Raw genomic sequence first — 19717 nt, forward strand, 5'->3', positions numbered from 1 at the left:
AGGCAGGCGAACCACTCGGCGTAGGTGGCGGCTTCGCCGGTCGGCAGGACCTGAGCTTGAGGCAGAGCGATGGGCATGGGGCCAGTATATCGACGTAGATCGATGGTTGCATTCATCGATGCCGGTCGATACTCTCAGGCTCAGTCAATCGATCTGCATCGATGGAAGAAGGTCGTCATGAACTCCCTGCCCGTTGTTGTCATCGGAGCTGGACCCGTCGGTCTCGCCGCCGCCGCCGAGCTGGCCCGCCGCGGGCTGCCGTTCCTGCTGCTCGAACGCGGCCAGCACGCCGGTGCTGCTGTCGCGCAGTGGCATCACGTGCGCGTGTTCTCGCGCTGGGCCGAACTGATCGCCCCGGCCGCACGGCCCCTGCTCGACGCTCACGGCTGGACCGAACCCGACCTCGAGGGCTACCCGACCGGCGCGGAGTGGGTGGAAGGCTACCTGCGCCCGCTCGGTGAAGCGCTCGGCGAAGCGGCCCGGTTCGACACCGAAGTGACCGGTGTGGCGCGCCGCGGCCGCGACCGAGTCGTCGACGCGGGGCGCGACAGCGAACCGTTGACCGTGCACGTGCGCACCGCCGACGGCCACGAGGAGCGCCTCACCGCCCGCGCGGTCATCGACGCCTCCGGTACCTGGACGACACCGAATCCACTCGGCGGAGACGGGCTGCCCGCCGTCGGCGAAGCCGCGGCCGCACACCGCATCTCCTACCGCGTTCCCGACCTCACCTACCCCGACATCGCGGCCCGCCACGCCGCCCGCCACGTGGTCGTCGCCGGAAGCGGGCACTCCGCGCTCACCGCGTTGGTCGTGCTGGCCGAACTGGCCGGCGAGCACCCGGGGACTCGCATCACGTGGCTGCTGCGCCGAGGCACGATCGGATCGACCTTCGGTGGCGGGCAAGCCGACGAACTGCCCGCTCGCGGTGCACTCGGGTTGCGCGCTCAGGCTGCGGTCGAGGCCGGACACATCAACGTGGTCACCGGTTTCCGCACCGAGGCCGTCGAACGCACCGACCACGGTCAACTCACGCTCATCCCCGCCGAAGGCGATCCCGTCACCGATGTCGATGAAGTGATCGTGCTGACCGGGTTCCGCCCGGACCTGTCCTGGCTCTCGGAAATCCGCCTCGATCTCGATGCGACTTTGCAGGCACCGGCGAAGCTGGCACCTCTCATCGACCCGAACGCACACTCCTGCGGCACCGTCTACCCGCACGGCGTCAAGGAACTCACCCATCCCGAACCCGGGGTGTTCCTGGTCGGCATGAAGAGTTACGGGCGCGCACCGACCTTCCTGGCGATGACGGGCTACGAACAGGTTCGCTCGATCGTCGCCGCCCTCGCCGGTGACCACGAAGCCGCGCAACGAGTCGAACTCAGCCTTCCCGACACCGGTGTCTGCGGCGGATCCGGCCTCTTCGACGCCCCGGCCGATGAATCAGCGGGCGGATGCTGTGGGGCCCCGACCGCAGTGCAGGAGCTGACCCTCAGCGTCCCGACCGCGATCCAGGAACTGCCCCTGACCTCCTCGCCTGCGCGCTGATCCACTGCGATGCAGGTTGTTTCGACACCGACGGCACCCGCCGCGACCGGGTTGCGGCGGGTGCTGGTGGTCTTGTGCGTCACCGAGATCACCAGCTGGGGAATCCTGTTCTACGCCTTCCCGGTCCTGCTGGGATCCATCGCCACCGACACCGGTTGGTCGGCGACCGCGTTGACCGGGGTGTTCTCGGCCGGACAACTACTCACCGCGCTCACCGGCGTACTCGTCGGCCGACGCCTGGACCACCACGGACCCCGCACGGTGATGACCGCGGGCTCGGCGCTCGCGGTCACGGCGCTGATCATCGTCGCCACCGCGCAAACCCTGACAGCGTTTCTTCTGGGCTGGGCGCTGGCCGGGATCTCGATGGGCGCGGTGCTGTATCCCCCGGCCTTCGCGGCGCTAACCCGCTGGTACGGGCCTGACCGGGTGCGGGCCCTGACCGTGCTGACCCTCGCAGGTGGGCTGGCCTCCACCGTCTTCGCACCCTTGACCGCAGCCCTGGCAACCAGGTTCGACTGGCGCGCAACCTATCTGATCCTCGCCGCGATCCTCGCGGTCGTGACGATTCCCGGTCACTGGTTCGGATTGCGATCGGCCTGGCCGCCCCGGCCAGAGGAGAACGCCGAACACGCCCACCTGGACAACCCCGGCAGCATCGCGCGCAGCCGGGCATTCATCTGCCTGGCGATCGCGTTGAGCGTCGCCGGCTTCGCGTCCTTCGCGGTCGTGGTCACCCTCGTGCCGTTGATGACCGAGCGCGGGATCTCCACCACCACCGCGGCGGTCGCTCTCGGACTGGGCGGACTCGGGCAGGTCGTGAGCCGGATCGGCTACCGCGCGTTCGCCGACCGCACGAGTGTGCGCACCCGCACGGCGGTGATCCTGGTCGCGATCGCCGCCACCACGATGCTGCTCGGAATCTTCACCACCGCGGCAGCACTGACCGTCGCGGCGATCCTGTCGGGCATGGCACGCGGGGTGTTCACCCTGCTGCAAGCCACCGCGATCACCGATCGGTGGGGTTCGGCCCACTACGGGCGACTCACCGGACTCGTCTCCGCGCCGATGACCACCACCGTGGCCTCAGCACCGTTCGTGGCCACGGCCCTGGCCGCGAACCTGGGCGGCTATCCCGCCACGTTCCTGATCCTGGGCACAGCCGCTGCCCTCGCCGCGGCACTATCGCTGACCACCATCCCGAAATACTGAGCAAAAGAACGTCATTCGTGATCGACGCGATCGTCATCGGCGCGGGGCAATCCGGACTCACCGCCGCCCGCACCCTCGCCGACCACCACCTGACCCCGGTGATGCTCGAAGCCGGGCCCGACCCCGTCGAGTCCTGGCCGCACTGCTACGACAGTCTCACCCTGTACTCCCCCGCCCAAATCGGCGCGGAAAGGTCCGGTCCGGATGTCGCGGAGTCTCAGCCGGCCCGGCGCGACCGACGCGCAGATGCGGGCCGCCGCCACCGCGGCCGGTCCGGACGAGGTGATCGAGCGTCTTTTCGACGGGTGGAACGCGCTGGTCGGCGAAGGCGACGCACACCTGCCGGGCGTTGAGCGCCAACGGGTTTCCCTCGCACGGGCGCTGTTGAGGGTGCGCCCATCGTGATCCGGACCTGTTCAAGAACTCGATTCGGCGGACACGCTTCTGTGGTGCGGCGCTCGGTGTCCCGGCGCAGGGACACCGAGCGCGGGCGGGCCGATACGCCGGGGCGAACATCCACGTGCGTGTGGGTGAGGGGGCGTGATCGCGGCGGCATTCGACGACCACTCGGACGGGCGCGCCACAGCCGGCGTGCCGAACGTCCAGGAACCAGCCCTCCGGGTCGGCGGTGTACTTGTCTCCCCATTGCATCAGGGAGACGACGACGGGCCATCGGTCCCAGCCCCTCTCGGTGAGCCGCCCGGCGCACGCGACGATCGCCCGGCAAGATGCTCCGAGCGCGGCCGGTATTCTGTTGCAAGCCAAGGGCTTTCACGACCACGGCGGCTGGCTGCTCGACTCGCAGTTCGACGTCGAGATGCCCTGTCTGCTGGCGCACGGACTCGGGGTGCCGGTGGCCGACGCCCGCGCGACGATCGAGATCCCTCGATCGGGCGCCCATCACCTCTGGGTCCGCACCAAGGCTTGAGTGCCCTCGCACCACCCGGGGCGCTTCACCGTCACCAACGGCGGACACACCCTCGGCCGCCCGGCTGGGCTTGCGCGTCGCGCTTCTCCGCAATCGCCCCGCGGGGGCAACGCCAGCGTCGACGGTGGCCTCGTCCGGAGTCGAATACTGTGGTCGGACAACGCCGGTCAGCGTGATCCCGCCGTCGAGGACCATCGACTCACCGGTGCTCCGGGCTGCCGTGGCGCGCGAGCGGGGACGTCGCGAAACCGTCGACGTCAGACGGTCGTGCGTTCCCGCAACCTCCGCACCGCGTCGTCCATGTGTTCCACCAGCAGCGCTCGCGCCCGGCGCGGCGGTCCCGAGGCGATCGCCTCGCGCAGTTCGACGTGTTCGCGCGCCTGCTCGCGCAGATCGGGATAGGTGGTTTGCAGGGCGCCCAGGCACATTCGCGTCTCGATCAGCAGGGTGCGCGCGGCCCGGACCAGGCGCGGGCTGCCCGCGCTCTCCACCAGGGCCTCGTGGAACTCCTGGTCGGCGTCGGAGACCGCGACGGCGTCGCCGCTCTCGGCGGCCTCGATCATGCGCGCGAGGCTGGGGCCGAGCGCGGCCTCGGCGTGCTCGCGCCGACCGTCGAGGACGAGTTCGAGCGCGCCGCCTTCGATCGCGGTGCGGGCCCGGTAGATGTCGGCCACGTCGTCGTCGGTCAGCTCGATGACGAAGATGCCGCGATTGCGGACGCTGTAGAGCAGGCCCTCGGACACCAACCTCTGCATCGCTTCCCGGATCGGCCCGCGCGAGACCGCGAATCGGGCGGCCAGGTCTGCCTCCCCGAGCTGGACTCCCGGCGCGAGGGAGCCGCGCATGATCGCCTCGCGGAGACGGTCGGCGATCATCTCGGCGGTCGACCGCCGGTTCACGGGCTCGAAATCAAGGAGCGACACGGGCGCGCCTTTCCGCGAAGAGGGCGCCGAGCGCGGGGCAGTCCGCGTGCAGACCGGCCAGCCGCAACCCGCCCCAGACGGTCACCTGGTTGGCGGTGAGGACCGGTTTGCCCAGTGCGGCTTCGAGTTCCGGGAGAACGGCCAGGGTGTGCATGGCGGTGTCGGGGATCAAGACGGCCCGCGCGTCGGGGTGGTCGTTGGACAGGGCCAGCTCCCGCACCCGCGCCGCGTCCAGCGTGCCCACTTCGGCGGCGGTGTCGATGCCCGCGCTCGCCATGTGGACCACCTCCACCCCCGCGTCGGCGAGGAAGTCCACGAACAGGCGGGCCACGTCGTCGGGGTAGCTGGCGGCGACCGCGACCGTGCCGACGCCGAGCGCGCGGGCCGCGTCGGCGAAGGCGATGCCGGTGCTCGTCGCCGGCACACCCGCCGCGGCGGCGAGGCCGGCGGCCTGCTCGCGGGCGCCGCGCGGGCCGTAGACGAAACTGCCGGACGTGCAGGCCCACACCACGGCGGCCGGGCGGCGCGGGGCGAGCAGTTCCACGCCGTGGCGGAGCTTGTCGGGGCTGCCCAGGTCCAGCAATTCGGGGACGGCGTGCAGGTCGGTGCCGTAGATGTGCGCGACCTCGAGCTCCACCTCGAGCCCGGAGCCGGCCAGGATCGACGCCGCCAGGGGGTAGTCGTCCTCGGCCGCGTGGTCGGGGTAGATGAAGCCGATGGTGGGTGCGCGCATGGAGTGGTTTCCGTTCAGAAGACGTTGAGCAGCCATTTACCCGGCCCCATCATCGGGAGTTTCATGCGCCCGAGGCAAGCCCACATGGTGAGCTGATTGGCGGTGAGGACGGGTTTTCCGAGCGCGCGTTCCAGCGGCTCGATGACGTCGTAGGTGGGCAGGTTGGTACAGCTGACGAAAATCGCTTCCGCGTCGGGATGATCGGCCCCGACGATCCGCTCGGCGATGGTGCGGTAGTTGACTTTCCAGATGCCGCCGCCGAGCCCGAGATGGTCCGAGCGCACCACCTCACAGCCCGCCTCGTGGAGGAAGTCGTGCAGTTTGTTGGTGAGGATCTCGTCGTAGGGGGTGATCACGGAGATCTTGCCGATGCCCAGGTGACCGATCGCCTCGACCAGCGCGCCCGAGGTGGTGACGGCATCGCGGGCGCCGGCTCGGCAGATGGTGTCGCGCAAGGATCGTTCGTAAGCGAGTCCGTTGATGAAACTGCCCGAGGTGCACAGGTAGGCCACCACCTCGGGCTCCACGTGCAAGACGTTGCGGGTCGCGGCGGTCAGATGCGCCGGATCGGAAACAAGTTGGGCCATCTCCAGCGACACCGGCACGGGCTCGTACGGCGTGCGGGCCAGGTGCAGACTGACGTCGAGGGGCGCCCACCGCCAGAGTTCGCGTTCCAGCGCGAGGTCGAAGGGGGCGATGATCCCGATGCCCCGCTGCGCGACGGGGCCCTCTATGTCGGGAAAACTGGGTTCCACTGCGGCCCCTCTCGCGCTCAGCCGGGTAGACCTCCGAACACGATCGGATTGTTGACAATCATACGATGTGATTCTACCGTGTCAATGTGGACCAGGGCACGATCATCACCGTCCTGCACGACGACGCCGTGCCCGACGCCGATCTCATGGCCCCGATCGCGGACCGGGCCGAACTCCGCTACACCGACGCGTCGGGACTCGCCGACGCGTTGCGCGGCGCGCAGATCCTGTTCGTCTACGACTTCCTCACCAGCGCGCTCCCCGGAGCATGGCACGCGGCCGACCGGTTGTGCTGGGTGCACATGGGGTCCACCGGCGTCGATCCGGTCCTGTTCCCCGAGGCATTGGCCAGCGATGTCGTCATCACCAACACCCGGGGCGTCTTCGACACCGCCATCGCCGAATACGTCCTCGGGCAGATCCTGTCCTTCGCCAAAGACCTGCCCGGCTCGCTGCGGTTGCAGCAGCGCGGCACCTGGCAGCACCGCGATTCCGAGCGGATCGCGGGCGCCACGGCGCTGATCGTCGGCACCGGTCCGATCGGGCGCGCCATCGCCCGGCTGCTGCGCGCGGCCGGGATGTCGGTGCGCGGCGTCGGCAGGCGCGCCCGCGACCACGACCCCGACTTCGGCTCCGTCGGCGACGACCTGTTCGCCGAGCTGCCCGGGGCCGACTACGTCATCGCCATCGCACCGCTCACGCCCGACACCCGGAAGATGTTCGACGCCAAGGCCTTCGCCGCGATGAAGCCGCACGCCAGGTTTGTCAACGTGGGCCGCGGGGAACTCGTGGTGACCGACGACCTCGTGGCCGCGCTGGCCGGCGGGGCGATCGCCGGGGCGGCGCTGGATGTGGTGGACCCGGAACCACTGCCGCCCGAGCACCCGCTGTGGCAGCTGCCCAACGTCCTGATCACCCCGCACAATTCGGGGGATGTGGCCGGGTGGCGCGACGAGGTGGTGCGCGCGTTCCGCGCGAACTTCGACAACTGGATCGCCGCCCGGCCAATGGAGAATGTGGTCGACAAGGAGCTGGGGTACGTGCCCGGCTGAAGGAGCCCTGCTATGAGCCACCCCGGAAACGATCTGCCCGCCGACCCGCTCGCGATGACCGCCGCCGAACTCGTCTCGGCCTACACGGCGGGCGTCCTGTCCCCCGTCGAGGTGACCGAGGCGGCGCTCGACGCGATCGCGGCCCGCGACGGCGCGCTGCACGCGTTCTGCCTCGTCGACCCCGACCGGGCCCTCGTGCAGGCCAAGAACTCCGAGGCGCGCTGGCATTCCGGTCACGCGCGCGGGCTGCTCGACGGCGTGCCGATTTCCATCAAGGACGTCTTCCTCACCGAGGGCTGGCCGACGCGGCGCGGGTCCACCGCGATCGACCCGGCCGGGCCGTGGCCGGTGGACAGCCCGGTCGCGGCGCGCCTGCGCGCCGACGGCATGGTCTTCCTCGGCAAGACGACCACGCCGGAGATCGCGTGGAAGGCGGTCACCGACAGCCCGCTGACCGGTGTCACCCGCAACCCCGTCGACCCGTCGAAGACACCGGGCGGGTCCTCCGGCGGCAGTGCGGCGGCGGTCGCGGCGGGCCTGGGGCCGGTCTCGGTCGGCACCGACGGCGGCGGCAGCATCCGCATCCCCGCCTCCTTCTGCGGGATCGTGGGGTTCAAGCCGACGCACGGCCGGGTTCCGCTGTTCCCGGCCAGCCCGTTCGGCCCGCTCGCGCACGCGGGGCCGATGACCAGGACGGTCGACGACGCCGCGCTGCTGATGGACATCCTCTCGCTGCCCGATCCGCGCGACCCCACGGCGCTGGCGCCCACGATCACCACGTTCCGCGGGCAGATCACCCGCGACGTGCGGGGCATCACCGTGGCCTACTCCCCCACCCTCGGGTACGCCGAGGTCGATCCCGAGGTGGCCGCCGTGGTCGACGCGGCCGTGCACCGGCTGGCCGACGCCGAACTGCGGGTAACCGTGGCCGATCCCGGCTTCACCGACCCCTGCGCGGCGTTCGAACTGCTGTGGGCGGCAGGGGCGGCGGCCATGCTTGCGAAGTTCCCCGAAGGATCGCGCGAGCGGGTGGACCCCGGGCTGCGCGCGGTGTGGGAGCGCGGCGAGCGCGTCTCGGCGATCGACTACCTCACCGCCCGAGACGAGGCGGCCCAGCTCGGGATCACCATGGGCGCGTTCCACACCGCCTTCGACGTGCTGGTGACGCCGACCGTGCCGATCACCGCCTTCGAGGCGGGCCACGACGTGCCGCCGGGCAGCGGCATGGACAGCTGGGCGCGCTGGACGCCGTTCACCTACCCGTTCAACATGACCCAGCAGCCCGCGATCAGCATTCCGGCGGGGACCACCGCCACCGGCATGCCGGTCGGCTTGCAGATCGTCGGCCCCCGCCACTCCGACGACCTGGTGCTGGCGGTGGCCCGCTACGCGGAGCACGTGCTGTCGTCGTGAGCGGGCGGCTCGGCAGCATCGCGAGGCGGCCGAGGGACCAGACCGGCGGTCCGCTCGCGAACCCACTCACGCGCGCGCGAAAGCCAGTGTCTCGCCGTACACCCCGTGGATCCACAGGTCGTTGCAGGCGGCGGCGATGTCGGCCAGCCCCTCCTCGATAGTGGCGAAGACATTGCCGGGCACCCAGCCCAGATCGCCGTTGATCAGCAGGTTGTTGCGGCCGTAGAAGAGTGCGAGGTCGGTCGCGCCGAGTTCGTGATGCGCGGCCGACCCCGGTTCGTAGCCGTAGGCGGGGTTGCCGATCTCCCAGGGTTCGAAATCGAACAGGCAGACGTCGCCGGGGATCGGGGTGACGGTGGGGTTCTCCCGGCGCGGTGCGGCCGTGATGCGCGGCACGAGGGTGTACACCTCGTTGCGGGCGTATTTGGCGTGGAAGGCGGCGCCCTCGTGCGGCAGCGTGTCCCACACCGCCGCGCAGGTGGCCGGCGCTTCGTCGTCCAGCAGTCGCGCGCGGCAGCTGACGGCGGCCTTGGTGAGGGTGATGCTGATGTAGCGGGCCATGAAACCTGCTTCCGGGAGTCGGTGCGGGCGATCAGAGTTCGGCGAGGACGTCGGACCAGACGGCGAGCGCGTCCTCGATCTGGGATTCGGTGACGACGAGCGGCGGGATCATCCGCACCACGTTCATGTGCGCGCCGCAGGTGAGCAGCAGCAATCCCTTCTCGACGGCCAGGCGTTGCGCGGCCGAGGCGGTCTCGGTGTCGGGTTCGCCTGTCGCCGTGGTGAATTCGGCGCCCACCAGCAATCCGAGGCCGCGCACGTCACCGATGGCCTTGGTGGCGCCTGCGCGCAGACCGGCCAGCAGTTGCGCACCGCGCGCGGCGGCGTTGTCGACCAGGCCCTCCGCTTCGATCACCTCGAGGGTGGCGACGGCGGCGGCGCAGGCCACCGCGTTGCCGCCGTAGGTGCCGCCCTGCGAACCGGGCCAGGCCCGCGCCATGAGCTCGCGCGGGGCGGCGATCCCCGAGAGCGGGAACCCGCTGGCGAGGCCCTTGGCGATGGTGATCACATCCGGGCGCACGCCGAAGTGCTGGTGGCCGAAGAACCTTCCGGTCCGGCCGAACCCGGTCTGGATCTCGTCGAACACCAGCAGGATGCCGTGCCGGTCGGCGCGTTCGCGCAAGCCGCGGAAGAAGGTGGCGTTGCCGGGGATGTAGCCGCCCTCGCCGAGCATCGGCTCCACGATGAACGCGGCGGTCTCCGCGGGCGAGGTGAGCGTGGCGAACAGGTAATCCAGCTCGCGCAAGGCGAACTCGGTGGCCTCGGCCTCCGACCAGCCGTAGCGGAACGCGGTGGGGAACGGCGCCACGTGCACGCCGGACATCAGCGGGCTGAACCCCGCCGAGAACCGGGTGCCGGAGGTGGTCATGGTCGCCGCGGCCACGGTCCTGCCGTGGAAACCGCCGTGGAAGACGATGACGTTCGGGCGTCCGGTGGCCTGCCGCGCCAGCCGCAGCGCCGCCTCGATCGCCTCGCTGCCGGAGTTGGCGAAGAACAGCGCGTCCAGTCCCTCGGGCAGCACGGCGCCCAGGCGTTCGGTGAGTTCCAGCAGCGGCCGGTGCATGACGGTCGTGTACTGCCCGTGGATCAGCTTCCCCACCTGCGCCTGGGCCGCCGCGACGACGTGCGGATGGCAGTGCCCGGTGCTCGTGACGCCGATCCCGGCGGTGAAATCGAGATAGCGCCTGCCGTCGGTGCCGTAGAGGTAGCACCCCTCGCCGTGGTCGACGGTCACCGGGGTGGCCTGCTTGAGGACTGGCGATAGTTCGGTCATGGTGGTCCGCCTCCCGGCGCGCGGAGCGTGGCCCGCGCGCGGTCGTCGATATCGACTGTCATATTGTCGGATTGTTGACAATATGCATAACATGGCCGGAGGGTTCGCGGCAACGACCGCCGCGGCGGAACGGAAGGAGCGCGACCGATGCTCGCCGACACCACGCTCGCCGCGACGGAACGCGAGGCACTGGCCACCGTGCCCACCGGCCTCTACCTCGGCGGGCGGTGGCGCGAGACGGCGGCGCGGCTACCCGTCACGGACCCGGCCACGGGCGCGCTGCTGCGAGAGGTCTCCGACGCCTCCCCCGCCGACGGTCTCGACGCCCTCACCGCCGCCGCCGACGCGCAGGCGGACTGGGCGCGCACCCCGCCCCGCGACCGCAGCGATCTGCTCATGAGCGCCCACCGCGCACTGCTCGCCGACACCGAACGCCTCGCGGTGATCATGACCTTGGAGATGGGCAAACCGCTGGCCGAGGCGCGCGGCGAGATCGCCTACGCCGCCGAGTTCTTCCGCTGGTTCGCCGAGGAGGCGGTGCGCATGGACGGCGGCTACCTCCCCGCCCCCGGCGGCGGCTCCCGGTTCCTGGTCACCAAGCAGCCGGTCGGTCCCAGCCTGCTCATCACCCCGTGGAACTTTCCGCTGGCCATGGGCACCCGCAAGATCGGGCCGGCGCTCGCGGCGGGCTGCACCTGCGTGGTGAAACCCGCCGAGCAGACCCCGCTCTCGATGCTCGCGCTGGCCGACATCCTCGACCGCGCCGGGGTGCCCGCCGGGGTCGTCAACGTGCTCACCACCTCCGATCCCGGCGCCGTGATGACGCCGTTGATCCTGGACGACCGCTCGCGCAAGCTGTCGTTCACCGGGTCGACGGAGGTCGGCAAACGCCTGCTCGAACAGTGCGCCCGCACCGTCATGCGCACGTCGATGGAACTCGGCGGCAACGCGCCGTTTCTCGTGTTCGAGGACGCGGACCTGGACGCGGCCGTGGAGGGGGCGGTGGCGGCGAAGATGCGCAATATCGGGCAGGCGTGCACCGCCGCGAACCGGATCTTCGTGCAGCGCTCCGTCGCCGAGGAGTTCGCCGGGCGGCTCGCGCAGCGGTTGGCGGCGCTGCCGATGGGGCGCGGCACCGAGCCCGGCGTCGTGGTCGGACCGCTCATCGACGGCGCGGCGGTGGCGAAGGTCGAACGGCTCGTCGCGGACGCCGTCCGGCGCGGCGCGACCGTGCGCACCGGCGGCACCGCCCTCGACGGCCCCGGGCACTTCTACCCCGCCACCGTGCTCACCGATGTCCCCGACGACGCCGAGCTGTGCCACACCGAGATCTTCGGACCGGTCGCGGCCATCGCCCCGTTCGACACCGAGGACGAGGTGATCGCCCGCGCCAACGCCACACCGTACGGCCTGGTGAGCTACGTGTTCACCGAGAACCTGCGGCGCGGTCTGCGCGTGTGCGAGGCGATGGAGACAGGCATGGTGGGGCTGAACCAGGGCGTCGTGTCGAATCCGGCGGCGCCGTTCGGCGGTGTGAAAGAGTCCGGACTGGGCCGCGAGGGCGGCCTGACCGGCATCGACGAATTCCTCGAGACCAAATACATCGGAGTGCGACTGTGAGCTATCGAATCGCGACCATCCCCGGCGACGGGATCGGCGTCGACGTGACCGCCGCGGCCATCACCGTGCTCGACGCCGTGCAGCCGGGGATCGAGTGGACGGAATTCGACTGGTCCTGCGCCCAATACCTGCGCACCGGCGCGATGATGCCCGCCGACGGGCCGGACCTGCTGGCCGGGTTCGACGCGATCCTGCTCGGCGCCGTCGGCTTTCCCGGTGTGCCCGACCATGTTTCGCTGTGGGGCCTGCTGATCCCGCTGCGCCGGGCGTTCGGCCAGTACGTCAACCTGCGCCCGGTGCGGCTGCTCCCCGGCACGGAATCGGCGCTGCGCGGCCGCACGGCCGACGACCTCGACATCCTGATCGTGCGCGAGAACTCCGAGGGTGAGTACTCCGAGATCGGCGGCATCCACAATCCGGGGCGGCCCGAGGAATTCGTCCTCCAGGAATCGGTGTTCAGCCGGGTGGGGTGCGAACGCATCATGCGCTACGCGTTCGAGCGGGCCGCCGAACGCGACGGCTCGGTGTGCTCGGCCACGAAATCCAATGGGCTGATCCACTCGATGCCGTACTGGGACAGCGTGTTCGCCGACGTCGCCGCCGACTACCCCGATATCACGACGCGCACCGTGCACGTGGACGCCTTGGCGGCCGAGATCGTGCTGCGTCCGGATCGGCTCGACGTGATTGTGGCGTCCAACCTGTTCGGCGACATCCTGTCCGATCTCGCCGCCGCCGTCACCGGCGGGCTGGGCCTCGCGCCTTCCGGCAATATCAACCCCGACCGGAGCGCGCCGTCGATGTTCGAGGCGGTCCACGGCAGCGCCCCCGACATCGCCGGTCAGGGCATCGCCAACCCCGTCGCCCAAATCCTCGCGGGCGCAATGATGCTCGACCACCTCGGGGCGCACGCCCCGGCCGCCGCCATCCACCGCGCCGTCGACGAAGTCCTCGCGGAGGGGAACGTCCGCACTCCCGACCTGGACGGCACCTCTACCACCGACGAACTGGCCACCGCCATCGCCACCCGCGCGGCGGCGTCGGTGACCGACGCCGCCGCGCACCCGGGCTGATTCGGGGTGGCCGCACCGGCCGACGCAGATTCGGCCCCTTACCCCCGGACCGCGACGGCGTCCACCTCGAACAGCATTCCCGGCAAGGCCAGCGATGCGACGCCGAGCAAGGTCTGGACCGGTGGTGTATCGCCCCAGATCTCGGCGATCTTCGCGCCGAGCACCCCCAGCTTGTCCACATCGTGGTCCACGATGAACGTGCGCAACTGAGCGACATCACCGTAGCCGAGCCCGGCCGACCGCAACGCCGTCCCCAGATTGACGAACGCCCGCTCGACCTGCCCACCGAAATCTTCTCTGGTGACGTGCCCTTCGGCATCGGAGTCATACTGCCCGGCGATCAACACGAGCTCCCCACTCACCCGCGCCACATGGCTGTAGCCGAAGCCGGTCGGATCGTGCAGTTCGGACGGGTTGCTGATGGTCAGCGCCATGGAACTCTCCTGTTACTCGCGAATGGTCCACCCAGGAGACGAAGCGCGAACGGGGAGTGTGACATGGGGTCACCTCACTACCATCACCTCGTATGACCGACGCATGGGCTATCGGGCGGGGTGTCGCCGACGTGACCGGGGAGCCTTGGGGCGTGGCGATGATGGGGTATGGGATGCCTGATCAGCGCACGTGCGGGATTCTGTCGCGGCAGTATGCGCGGGCGTTCGTGTTCGAGGGTGGGCGGGGGCGGGTCGCGTTCGTGGTGGCCGAAATCGGGATGTTCTTTCAGGCGGCTGTCGAGGCGATTCACAAGCGGTTGGGTGAGCGGTTCGGGACGCGGTACACGGCCGCGAATGTTGTTCTGACAGCGACGCATACGCATTGCGGGCCGGGTGGGCACGGGCACGATGTGCTCTACAACCTCACGACAGCCGGGTTTCACGGGCGCACGTTCGAGCGTCTGGTGTCCGGTGTGGTGGAGGCGATCGCGGCGGCCGACGCCGATGTCGCGCCCGCGCGGGCGGTGCTCGCCAGTGAGCGGCTCACCGACGCGAGCGCCAATCGGGCCCGTGCGGCGTTCGAGCGCAACCCGTCCGAGGACCGGGAAGCGTTCCCCGAGGGCATTGATCCGCGCGGCCTGCTGTTGCGGGTCGAGCGCGACGGCGAACTGGTGGGCGTCGTCCACTGGTTCCCGGTGCACAACACGTCGATGACCAATCGCAACCGGCTCATCAGCGCCGACAACAAAGGGTGGGCGGCGACGCGGTGGGAGTCCGAGGCGCCCGGTCTCGTCGCGGCGTTCGCGCAGACCAACGCGGGCGACCTCTCCCCGAATCTCGACCTGGAGCCCGGCACCGGCCCGACCGGCGACGAACGCGAGAACACCCGGCTCATCGGCGAACGCCAGCTCGCCGCGGCCCGCCGCGCCGCCGCCTCCCCCGGCGACGAGCTCGCGCCCGGCCTCGACACCCGGCACCGCTACGTCCGCTTCCCCGCGCGGGCGATCCTCGGCGCGAGCTTCGCCTCGGGCAAGATGACCGACGGTCCGGGCTCGCCGTGGTTCCACGAGGGTAAACGCAACCCCCGGCTCGAACGGCTGAGCCGGCGCCTCTACGCCCGCTTCCCCCGTCTCGCGGCGGCGCACGCGCCGAAGGACCTTTTCCTGCCGGTCGGGCAACTGCGCTGGGTCCAGGAGACCTACCTGGTGCAGCTGGTCCGGCTCGGGCAGCTCCACCTGCTGTGCCTGCCGTTCGAGGTGACCGTGGTCGCCGGTCTGCGCCTGCGGCGCGCCGTGGCCGACGCGTTGGACATCGACCTCGAACACGTTGTGCTGCAAGGCTATGCCAACGGTTACGGCCACTACGTGACGACGCCCGAGGAGTACGACGAGCAACTCTACGAGGGCGGCGCGACGATCTTCGGGCGGCACCAGTTGGTGACCTTGATCGACGCGGCGACCTCACTGGCGGCCGCGATGCGCGACGGACACCCGGTGGAGCCGGGCACTCCCCCGCCGCCGCGCCGATTCCGGCTTCCCGAGAGTCCCGTCGGCTCGCCGCGCTGGGAACGGCGCGGGCCGGTCCGGGCGCGCCGGGCAGCCACGTCGGCGCGCCCGGGCGGAACCGTCACGGCCACGTTCGACGCCGACCATCCGAACGCCGCACTGCGCCCGACCTACCTGCGCGTCGAACGCCGCACCGACAACGGGTGGACCACCGTGGCCGACGACGCCGCCCCCGACACCACGATCGTCTGGCGCCGCGACCGGAAACTGCGGTTCACCGCCGACATCACCTGGACCGCAGGCGATCCGGGCACCTATCGGATCATCTACGTGGGGCGTACCGAGGCCGCCACGGCGCCGTTCTCCGTGGAATAGGCGCTCACAGCGCGGCGACGACCGCCTTGGCCGTCGCCTTGGCCGACTGCGGGTTCTGGCCGGTCACCAGCTTGCCGTCGACGACGACCTTCGGCGTGAACGGAATCAACCCCTTCTCGTACCGGGCGCCGCGCTTCTTCATCTCCTCTTCGGCGTTGTACGGCACCAGCTTGTCGACCCTGGCCAGCACCTCCTCCTGCCAGGCGAAGCCGGTGAGTTTGCGTCCGGCGACGAGCAGCGTGCCGTCGGACAGTTCGGTGTTGAGCAGCCCGCAGTAGCCGTGGCACACCGACGACACGATCCCGCCGCGCTCCCATATCTCCCGGGTGATCCGCTGCAAGCCCTCGCTGTCGGGGAAATCCCACATCACGGCGTGGCCGCCGGTGAAGTAGATCGCGTCGAAGTCGGCCGAGTCGATGTCGTCCGGGGCGGCGGTGTTCGCCAGCAGCGCCATCCGCTCCGCGCTGGCCCGCCACGCCTTCGCGGTCTTGTCGTAGTTCGGGAACGAGAGCGACCGGGGCTCCAGCGGGGACAGCCCGCCCTGCGGACTGACGATCCGCTGCTCATACCCCTGCTCCTCGAAGATGTGATAGGCGTGCGTCAGCTCCGAGAGCCACAACCCGGTCGGCTCGGACGGGTCGTCGTAATGGGCGACATTCGTGACAACGTGCAGAATCCGCTTGGTCATCGGTACAGCCTTCTCGATCCCGCCACCGATAGCTTCCAGCAGAAACGCTAGTCCGGCACCGCTCCACAGTGAACCGATTCCGGCCCGAACTATCGGATCACCGACGCCAGAGCCGAGCGCGCCGAGCGCCGGTCCGCGGGTGCGGACCGGCGAGGGCCGGGCTCAGCGGAACTTGACGTTGGTGGTCGCGAGGCCGAAGATCTTGCGGCCCAGCGACTTCGCGACGATGGCGATGACCGCGGTGCGGGTGTTCGGGTCGAGGGACTTCACGCGGCCGGTGTATTCGATCCGCCCGCCGGACTCGGCGCTCACGACGGTGTAGTTGGAGAGGCGGACGCCGTAGCGGGCGGCGGCGCCGGGGTCGCCCGACCAGGCCGAGACGAATCCCGCGCCCAGGCCCATGGTGAGCATGCCGTGAGCGATCACGTCGGGCAGGCCCGCGAGGCGGGCGATCCTGGCGTCCCAGTGGATCGGGTTGCTGTCGCCGGAGACGCCCGCGTAGTTGACGAGGTCGCCGCGGGAGACGGTGGCCTCGCGCAGCGGAAGCTCGAGGCCGACGGTCAGGTCGTCGAACGAGAGCGTGGTCGCCGGGGTGCGCGCGGCGCCCTCCAGGGAGTACCGGACCTCGCCTTCCGGGCGGCGCGGCATCGGCTCGTCGCTCGACACGACCTCGTCCCTGGGCGTGAACACGGTGATGCCGTGCATCATGACGCCGGCCACCGCACCCGTCAGCGCGGGATCCACGCCCTCGCCGGTGACGCCGACGACCGTCGTGTGCATGGCGTGCACGACCTCGCCCAGCGGATCGGTGAAGGTGTTGGTGACGGTGATCAGATCCTTGCCCGCGATCTGGCGCACCGAGGACAGTTCGACGTCGGTGACGAGCCGGTCCCCGGCCACGATCGGCTTGTACTGCTCGAAGACCTGCTCGGTCTGCACGAACGTGTCGTAGCCGCGCACGACCTCCTCGAACAGCCGCCGGTTGGCCGCCATCGCGGGAATCGAGACGAAGGTCAGCGGCGCCACCAGACCGGAGTAGCCGAGGTCGGCCGCGGCGCCCTCGTCCCAGTGGGCCGGGTGGAAGTCCTGCACCGCGCGCGCGTATTCGCGGATCTTCTCGCGCCCGACTTCGAACGTGCCCTCCGCCTGGTAGTAGTACCCCACTTGCGACGCGACGTCGGGCATTTGCACTGCCGAGCTCACGGTGACCCCATCCTTGGTCGAGGAACGAAACTCCCGGCACGATAGCCGAAACCCGGGCCCGGAAGTGGCGGACCGCGCACTTCGGTACACACCACGAGCACGGGTACCCCCGCACTGGCACACTCCACAAGGCACCGACGCGGGGTTGCCCGATATTCGCCGTTCGGCCACGAAACGGCTGTGACGGCGGACAATGGACGGATGACGCCGGAGCAGCGCCGCACCGACGCCGCACCGAGCTGGGCTTGGTACTCCCACCCGAGCCGCGCCTGCCGCCGCACGTGTCCGTCCCCTTCCGGTGGGTGCGTGTCGTCGGCGGCCAGTGCTTCGTCAGCGGACACGGCGCGCTCGACGGGTCGGGGCGCCCGCGCCGCCGTTCGGCCGCGTGCCCTCCGAGGTGTCGCTCGAGGACGCGCAGTCCTCGGCGCGCTCGGCCGCGCTCGCGATGTTCGCCGCGCTCCGGCGCGAACTCGGGAGCCTGGACGCGATCCGGGCGTGGGCGCGGGTCGACGGCTTCGTCAACGCCGACGCGGGCTACCGCAGACGACCGCCGTGATCAACCCGTTCTCCGAACTCGTGCTCGAGGTGTTCGGAGAGACGTCGGCGCGCACGCCCGCACGGCGATCGGGGTCACGGCGCTGCCGATGAATCTGCCCGTGGTGGTGTCGGCTCAGCTCGTCGTCTGACGGGGGCCGCCGACCTGCGCCCGAGCGCAACTACGGCCTGAACGCGTAGATTCGGCGGGGTCGGGAGTTTCGGGAGTTCCGGAAGGTATTCGCGTGGGAACGGTTCTTGCGGTGCTGGTGGGTGTCGTGATGCTCGGCATCGTCGCCGGGATGCACTGGTATGTGTGGCGGCGGTTGGTGCGAGACAGCACGGCGACCGGGTCGCTGGGCAGGCGGCTCGGGACCGGGGTGATCGTGTTCGGCGGGCTGTCCCTGGGCGCCATGCTGGCGACCCGGATCGGCGATGTGCCGTTCGCGCTCGTCCGGGTGGTGTCGACGGTCGGGTTCCTGTGGGCGGCGGTGCTGATCTACCTGTTGCTCGGCGTGCTGGTGGGGGAAGTGGTGCGGCCGCTGCTGGCGCGGTTGCCGTTCCGGTCGAAGGACGGTCGGGCGACGAGCACGGCGAGAGACCTTGCAGCCGTGGGAGATTCGGCCGAATCCAAGGGTGCCGCTCGGGCACCGAGCGATCGTGAAACGCCTGCGCTCACCACCGGATCCGCGTCCTCCGCGACGGACACACCCGAGCGCGCCCACGCCGGAACCGCCACGACCGAGCGAACTTCGTCCGAATCACGAACCGCCGGAACGGCTCCCGCGTCGAACGAAACCGTGGCGGTCACCCCCGCCTCGCCCGCCACGGAGCAAGCCGAAACCACAACACAACCCACTCCCCTCTCCCGCCGGGTGTTCGTCAGCAGGGCGCTCGCCGGTGTCACCGCGGTGGCGGCCGTCGCGACCGTGGGCGGCGGCACCTACGGCGTACTCAAGGGCCCGGCCGTCAACTATGTCACCGTGCCGCTGCGCCGATTGCCCGCCGACGCAACGGGATTCCGCATCACGCTGGTCAGCGACCTGCACCTCGGCCCGGTCCTGGGCCGCGACTTCACGCGGACGGTGGTCGACGCCGTCAACGGCACCCGTCCGGATCTGATCGCGATCGCGGGCGACCTCGTGGACGCGTCGGTCGCCGATCTCCGAGACGCCACCGCGCCACTGGCCGACCTGCGCGCCCCGCACGGCGTGTTCTTCGGCATGGGCAACCACGAGTACTACTCCGGCCCGGACGAATGGATCGAATACCTGCCCTCACTCGGCATGCGGGTCCTGCTGAACAGCCGTGTCTCGCTGGCGAGTTTCGATATCGCGGGCGTGGACGACGTGGAAGGCGAGGCCTACGGCCGCGGTCCCGATATGGCGGCGACCCTGCGCGGCCGAGACACCACGCGCCCGTGCGTGCTGCTCGCCCACCAACCGGTCCTGGTGCACGACGCCGTCGACCACGGCGTCGACCTGCAACTGTCCGGCCACACCCACGGCGGCCAGCTCTTCCCCGGCAACCTCCTCGCCGGCCTGGCCAACCCGACCGTCGCGGGCCTGGAACGCTACGGCGACACCCAGCTCTACGTCACCCGCGGCGCAGGCGCCTGGGGCCCGCCCACCCGCGTCGCCGCCCCCTCCGACATCACGGTGCTCGAACTCGTGCCGGACACGTCGGTGTAGCACCGTGAGCCGCTGATCATCAGTGGCACAACGCATTCGGCGAGCGCACCGGAATCGGATCGCCGGCAGCGTCCGACACCGCGACCCGGCCGGTGCGCCGTGTCAGGACTCCTTCGCCGGTACCGGCGCCTCGACCGCCGTTCGGCACTTCCGCAGCGCGGCGGGCACGGACGCGGCTACTCGAGGAGAGGCGGCA

19 protein-coding genes are annotated in these 19717 nt (G+C 70.4%); 11 read left to right on the forward strand and 8 right to left on the reverse strand.

Going from position 1 to position 19717, the window contains the following annotated elements:
• Positions 1–177 precede the first annotated feature (177 nt).
• The 4 genes from DFR74_RS32260 to DFR74_RS32275 all read left to right on the forward strand — a co-directional run bounded on the left by DFR74_RS32260 (position 178) and on the right by DFR74_RS32275 (position 3688).
• A complete protein-coding gene (locus DFR74_RS32260) occupies positions 178–1548 on the forward strand; it encodes an FAD-dependent oxidoreductase (protein WP_067511230.1) in 1371 nt (456 codons plus the stop codon).
• A gap of 9 nt (positions 1549–1557) precedes the next feature.
• Positions 1558–2760 (forward strand): MFS transporter, encoded by a 1203-nt coding sequence (locus tag DFR74_RS32265; RefSeq protein WP_067511231.1) that lies wholly within the window; start codon positions 1558–1560, stop codon positions 2758–2760.
• A gap of 204 nt (positions 2761–2964) precedes the next feature.
• Positions 2965–3165, forward strand: a complete 201-nt coding sequence (locus DFR74_RS32270) for an ABC transporter ATP-binding protein/permease (RefSeq protein WP_067511232.1) — start codon at positions 2965–2967, stop codon at positions 3163–3165.
• A gap of 286 nt (positions 3166–3451) precedes the next feature.
• On the forward strand, positions 3452–3688 hold the full coding sequence (locus tag DFR74_RS32275) for a hypothetical protein (RefSeq protein ID WP_067511233.1): 237 nt from the start codon (positions 3452–3454) through the stop codon (positions 3686–3688).
• 257 nt (positions 3689–3945) lie between these two features.
• Here DFR74_RS32275 and DFR74_RS32280 read toward each other — a convergent pair whose 3' ends face one another.
• The 3 genes from DFR74_RS32280 to DFR74_RS32290 are packed head-to-tail and all read right to left on the reverse strand — an operon-like array spanning position 3946 to position 6099.
• Positions 3946–4563, reverse strand: a complete 618-nt coding sequence (locus DFR74_RS32280; RefSeq protein ID WP_067511234.1) for a GntR family transcriptional regulator — start codon at positions 4561–4563, stop codon at positions 3946–3948.
• Between the two features lie 34 nt (positions 4564–4597).
• A complete protein-coding gene (locus tag DFR74_RS32285) occupies positions 4598–5344 on the reverse strand; it encodes a maleate cis-trans isomerase family protein (protein WP_113975388.1) in 747 nt (248 codons plus the stop codon).
• A 14-nt stretch (positions 5345–5358) separates the two neighbouring features.
• Positions 5359–6099 (reverse strand): maleate cis-trans isomerase family protein, encoded by a 741-nt coding sequence (locus DFR74_RS32290; protein WP_067511235.1) that lies wholly within the window; start codon positions 6097–6099, stop codon positions 5359–5361.
• 146 nt (positions 6100–6245) lie between these two features.
• Here DFR74_RS32290 and DFR74_RS32295 point away from each other — a divergent pair, with 146 nt between their 5' ends.
• Both DFR74_RS32295 and DFR74_RS32300 read left to right on the forward strand, forming a co-directional pair.
• Positions 6246–7151, forward strand: coding sequence for a D-2-hydroxyacid dehydrogenase (locus DFR74_RS32295; protein WP_084537905.1), 906 nt, complete (start codon positions 6246–6248; stop codon positions 7149–7151).
• Between the two features lie 12 nt (positions 7152–7163).
• Positions 7164–8564 carry an amidase gene (locus tag DFR74_RS32300; RefSeq protein WP_198161797.1) on the forward strand — a complete coding sequence of 467 codons (1401 nt, stop codon included), beginning with the start codon at positions 7164–7166 and terminating at the stop codon, positions 8562–8564.
• A 66-nt stretch (positions 8565–8630) separates the two neighbouring features.
• Here the strand turns inward: DFR74_RS32300 and DFR74_RS32305 are convergent, their stop codons facing one another.
• Together DFR74_RS32305 and DFR74_RS32310 are read right to left on the reverse strand one after the other, a co-directional pair.
• Entirely contained in the window at positions 8631–9125 is a 495-nt protein-coding gene (locus tag DFR74_RS32305; protein WP_067511237.1) for a DUF3830 family protein, read from the reverse strand.
• A 31-nt stretch (positions 9126–9156) separates the two neighbouring features.
• Positions 9157–10398 (reverse strand): aspartate aminotransferase family protein, encoded by a 1242-nt coding sequence (locus tag DFR74_RS32310; protein WP_067511238.1) that lies wholly within the window; start codon positions 10396–10398, stop codon positions 9157–9159.
• Between the two features lie 147 nt (positions 10399–10545).
• Between DFR74_RS32310 and DFR74_RS32315 the strand changes: the two genes are divergently transcribed.
• On the forward strand, positions 10546–12018 hold the full coding sequence (locus tag DFR74_RS32315) for an NAD-dependent succinate-semialdehyde dehydrogenase (RefSeq protein ID WP_067511239.1): 1473 nt from the start codon (positions 10546–10548) through the stop codon (positions 12016–12018).
• Positions 12015–13091, forward strand: a complete 1077-nt coding sequence (locus DFR74_RS32320; protein WP_067511240.1) for a tartrate dehydrogenase — start codon at positions 12015–12017, stop codon at positions 13089–13091. Before DFR74_RS32315 ends, DFR74_RS32320 begins: the two co-directional genes overlap by 4 nt.
• Positions 13092–13129: 38 nt before the next feature.
• On the opposite strand, the gene DFR74_RS32325 is transcribed toward DFR74_RS32320, so the two are convergent.
• Positions 13130–13525: a RidA family protein gene (locus DFR74_RS32325; protein WP_067511241.1), complete on the reverse strand. Its 396-nt coding sequence runs from the start codon at positions 13523–13525 to the stop codon at positions 13130–13132.
• A 92-nt stretch (positions 13526–13617) separates the two neighbouring features.
• Between DFR74_RS32325 and DFR74_RS32330 the strand changes: the two genes are divergently transcribed.
• Positions 13618–15405, forward strand: coding sequence for a neutral/alkaline non-lysosomal ceramidase N-terminal domain-containing protein (locus DFR74_RS32330; protein WP_067511242.1), 1788 nt, complete (start codon positions 13618–13620; stop codon positions 15403–15405).
• A gap of 4 nt (positions 15406–15409) precedes the next feature.
• Here DFR74_RS32330 and DFR74_RS32335 read toward each other — a convergent pair whose 3' ends face one another.
• Positions 15410–16093 carry a type 1 glutamine amidotransferase domain-containing protein gene (locus DFR74_RS32335; RefSeq protein ID WP_067511243.1) on the reverse strand — a complete coding sequence of 228 codons (684 nt, stop codon included), beginning with the start codon at positions 16091–16093 and terminating at the stop codon, positions 15410–15412.
• Between the two features lie 162 nt (positions 16094–16255).
• Positions 16256–17278, reverse strand: a complete 1023-nt coding sequence (locus tag DFR74_RS32340) for a fused (3R)-hydroxyacyl-ACP dehydratase subunits HadA/HadB (protein ID WP_067511244.1) — start codon at positions 17276–17278, stop codon at positions 16256–16258.
• A 403-nt stretch (positions 17279–17681) separates the two neighbouring features.
• Between DFR74_RS32340 and DFR74_RS37880 the strand changes: the two genes are divergently transcribed.
• Together DFR74_RS37880 and DFR74_RS32350 are read left to right on the forward strand one after the other, a co-directional pair.
• The gene (locus DFR74_RS37880; RefSeq protein WP_324192039.1) at positions 17682–17852 is read left to right on the forward strand and encodes a RidA family protein; all 171 of its coding nucleotides are present in this window, start codon (positions 17682–17684) and stop codon (positions 17850–17852) included.
• A gap of 223 nt (positions 17853–18075) precedes the next feature.
• Positions 18076–19521, forward strand: a complete 1446-nt coding sequence (locus tag DFR74_RS32350; protein WP_232331821.1) for a metallophosphoesterase — start codon at positions 18076–18078, stop codon at positions 19519–19521.
• Positions 19522–19717 lie beyond the last annotated feature (196 nt).

Origin of the sequence: Nocardia puris (genome assembly GCF_003315035.1) — a bacterium.
Classification (GTDB): domain Bacteria; phylum Actinomycetota; class Actinomycetes; order Mycobacteriales; family Mycobacteriaceae; genus Nocardia; species Nocardia puris.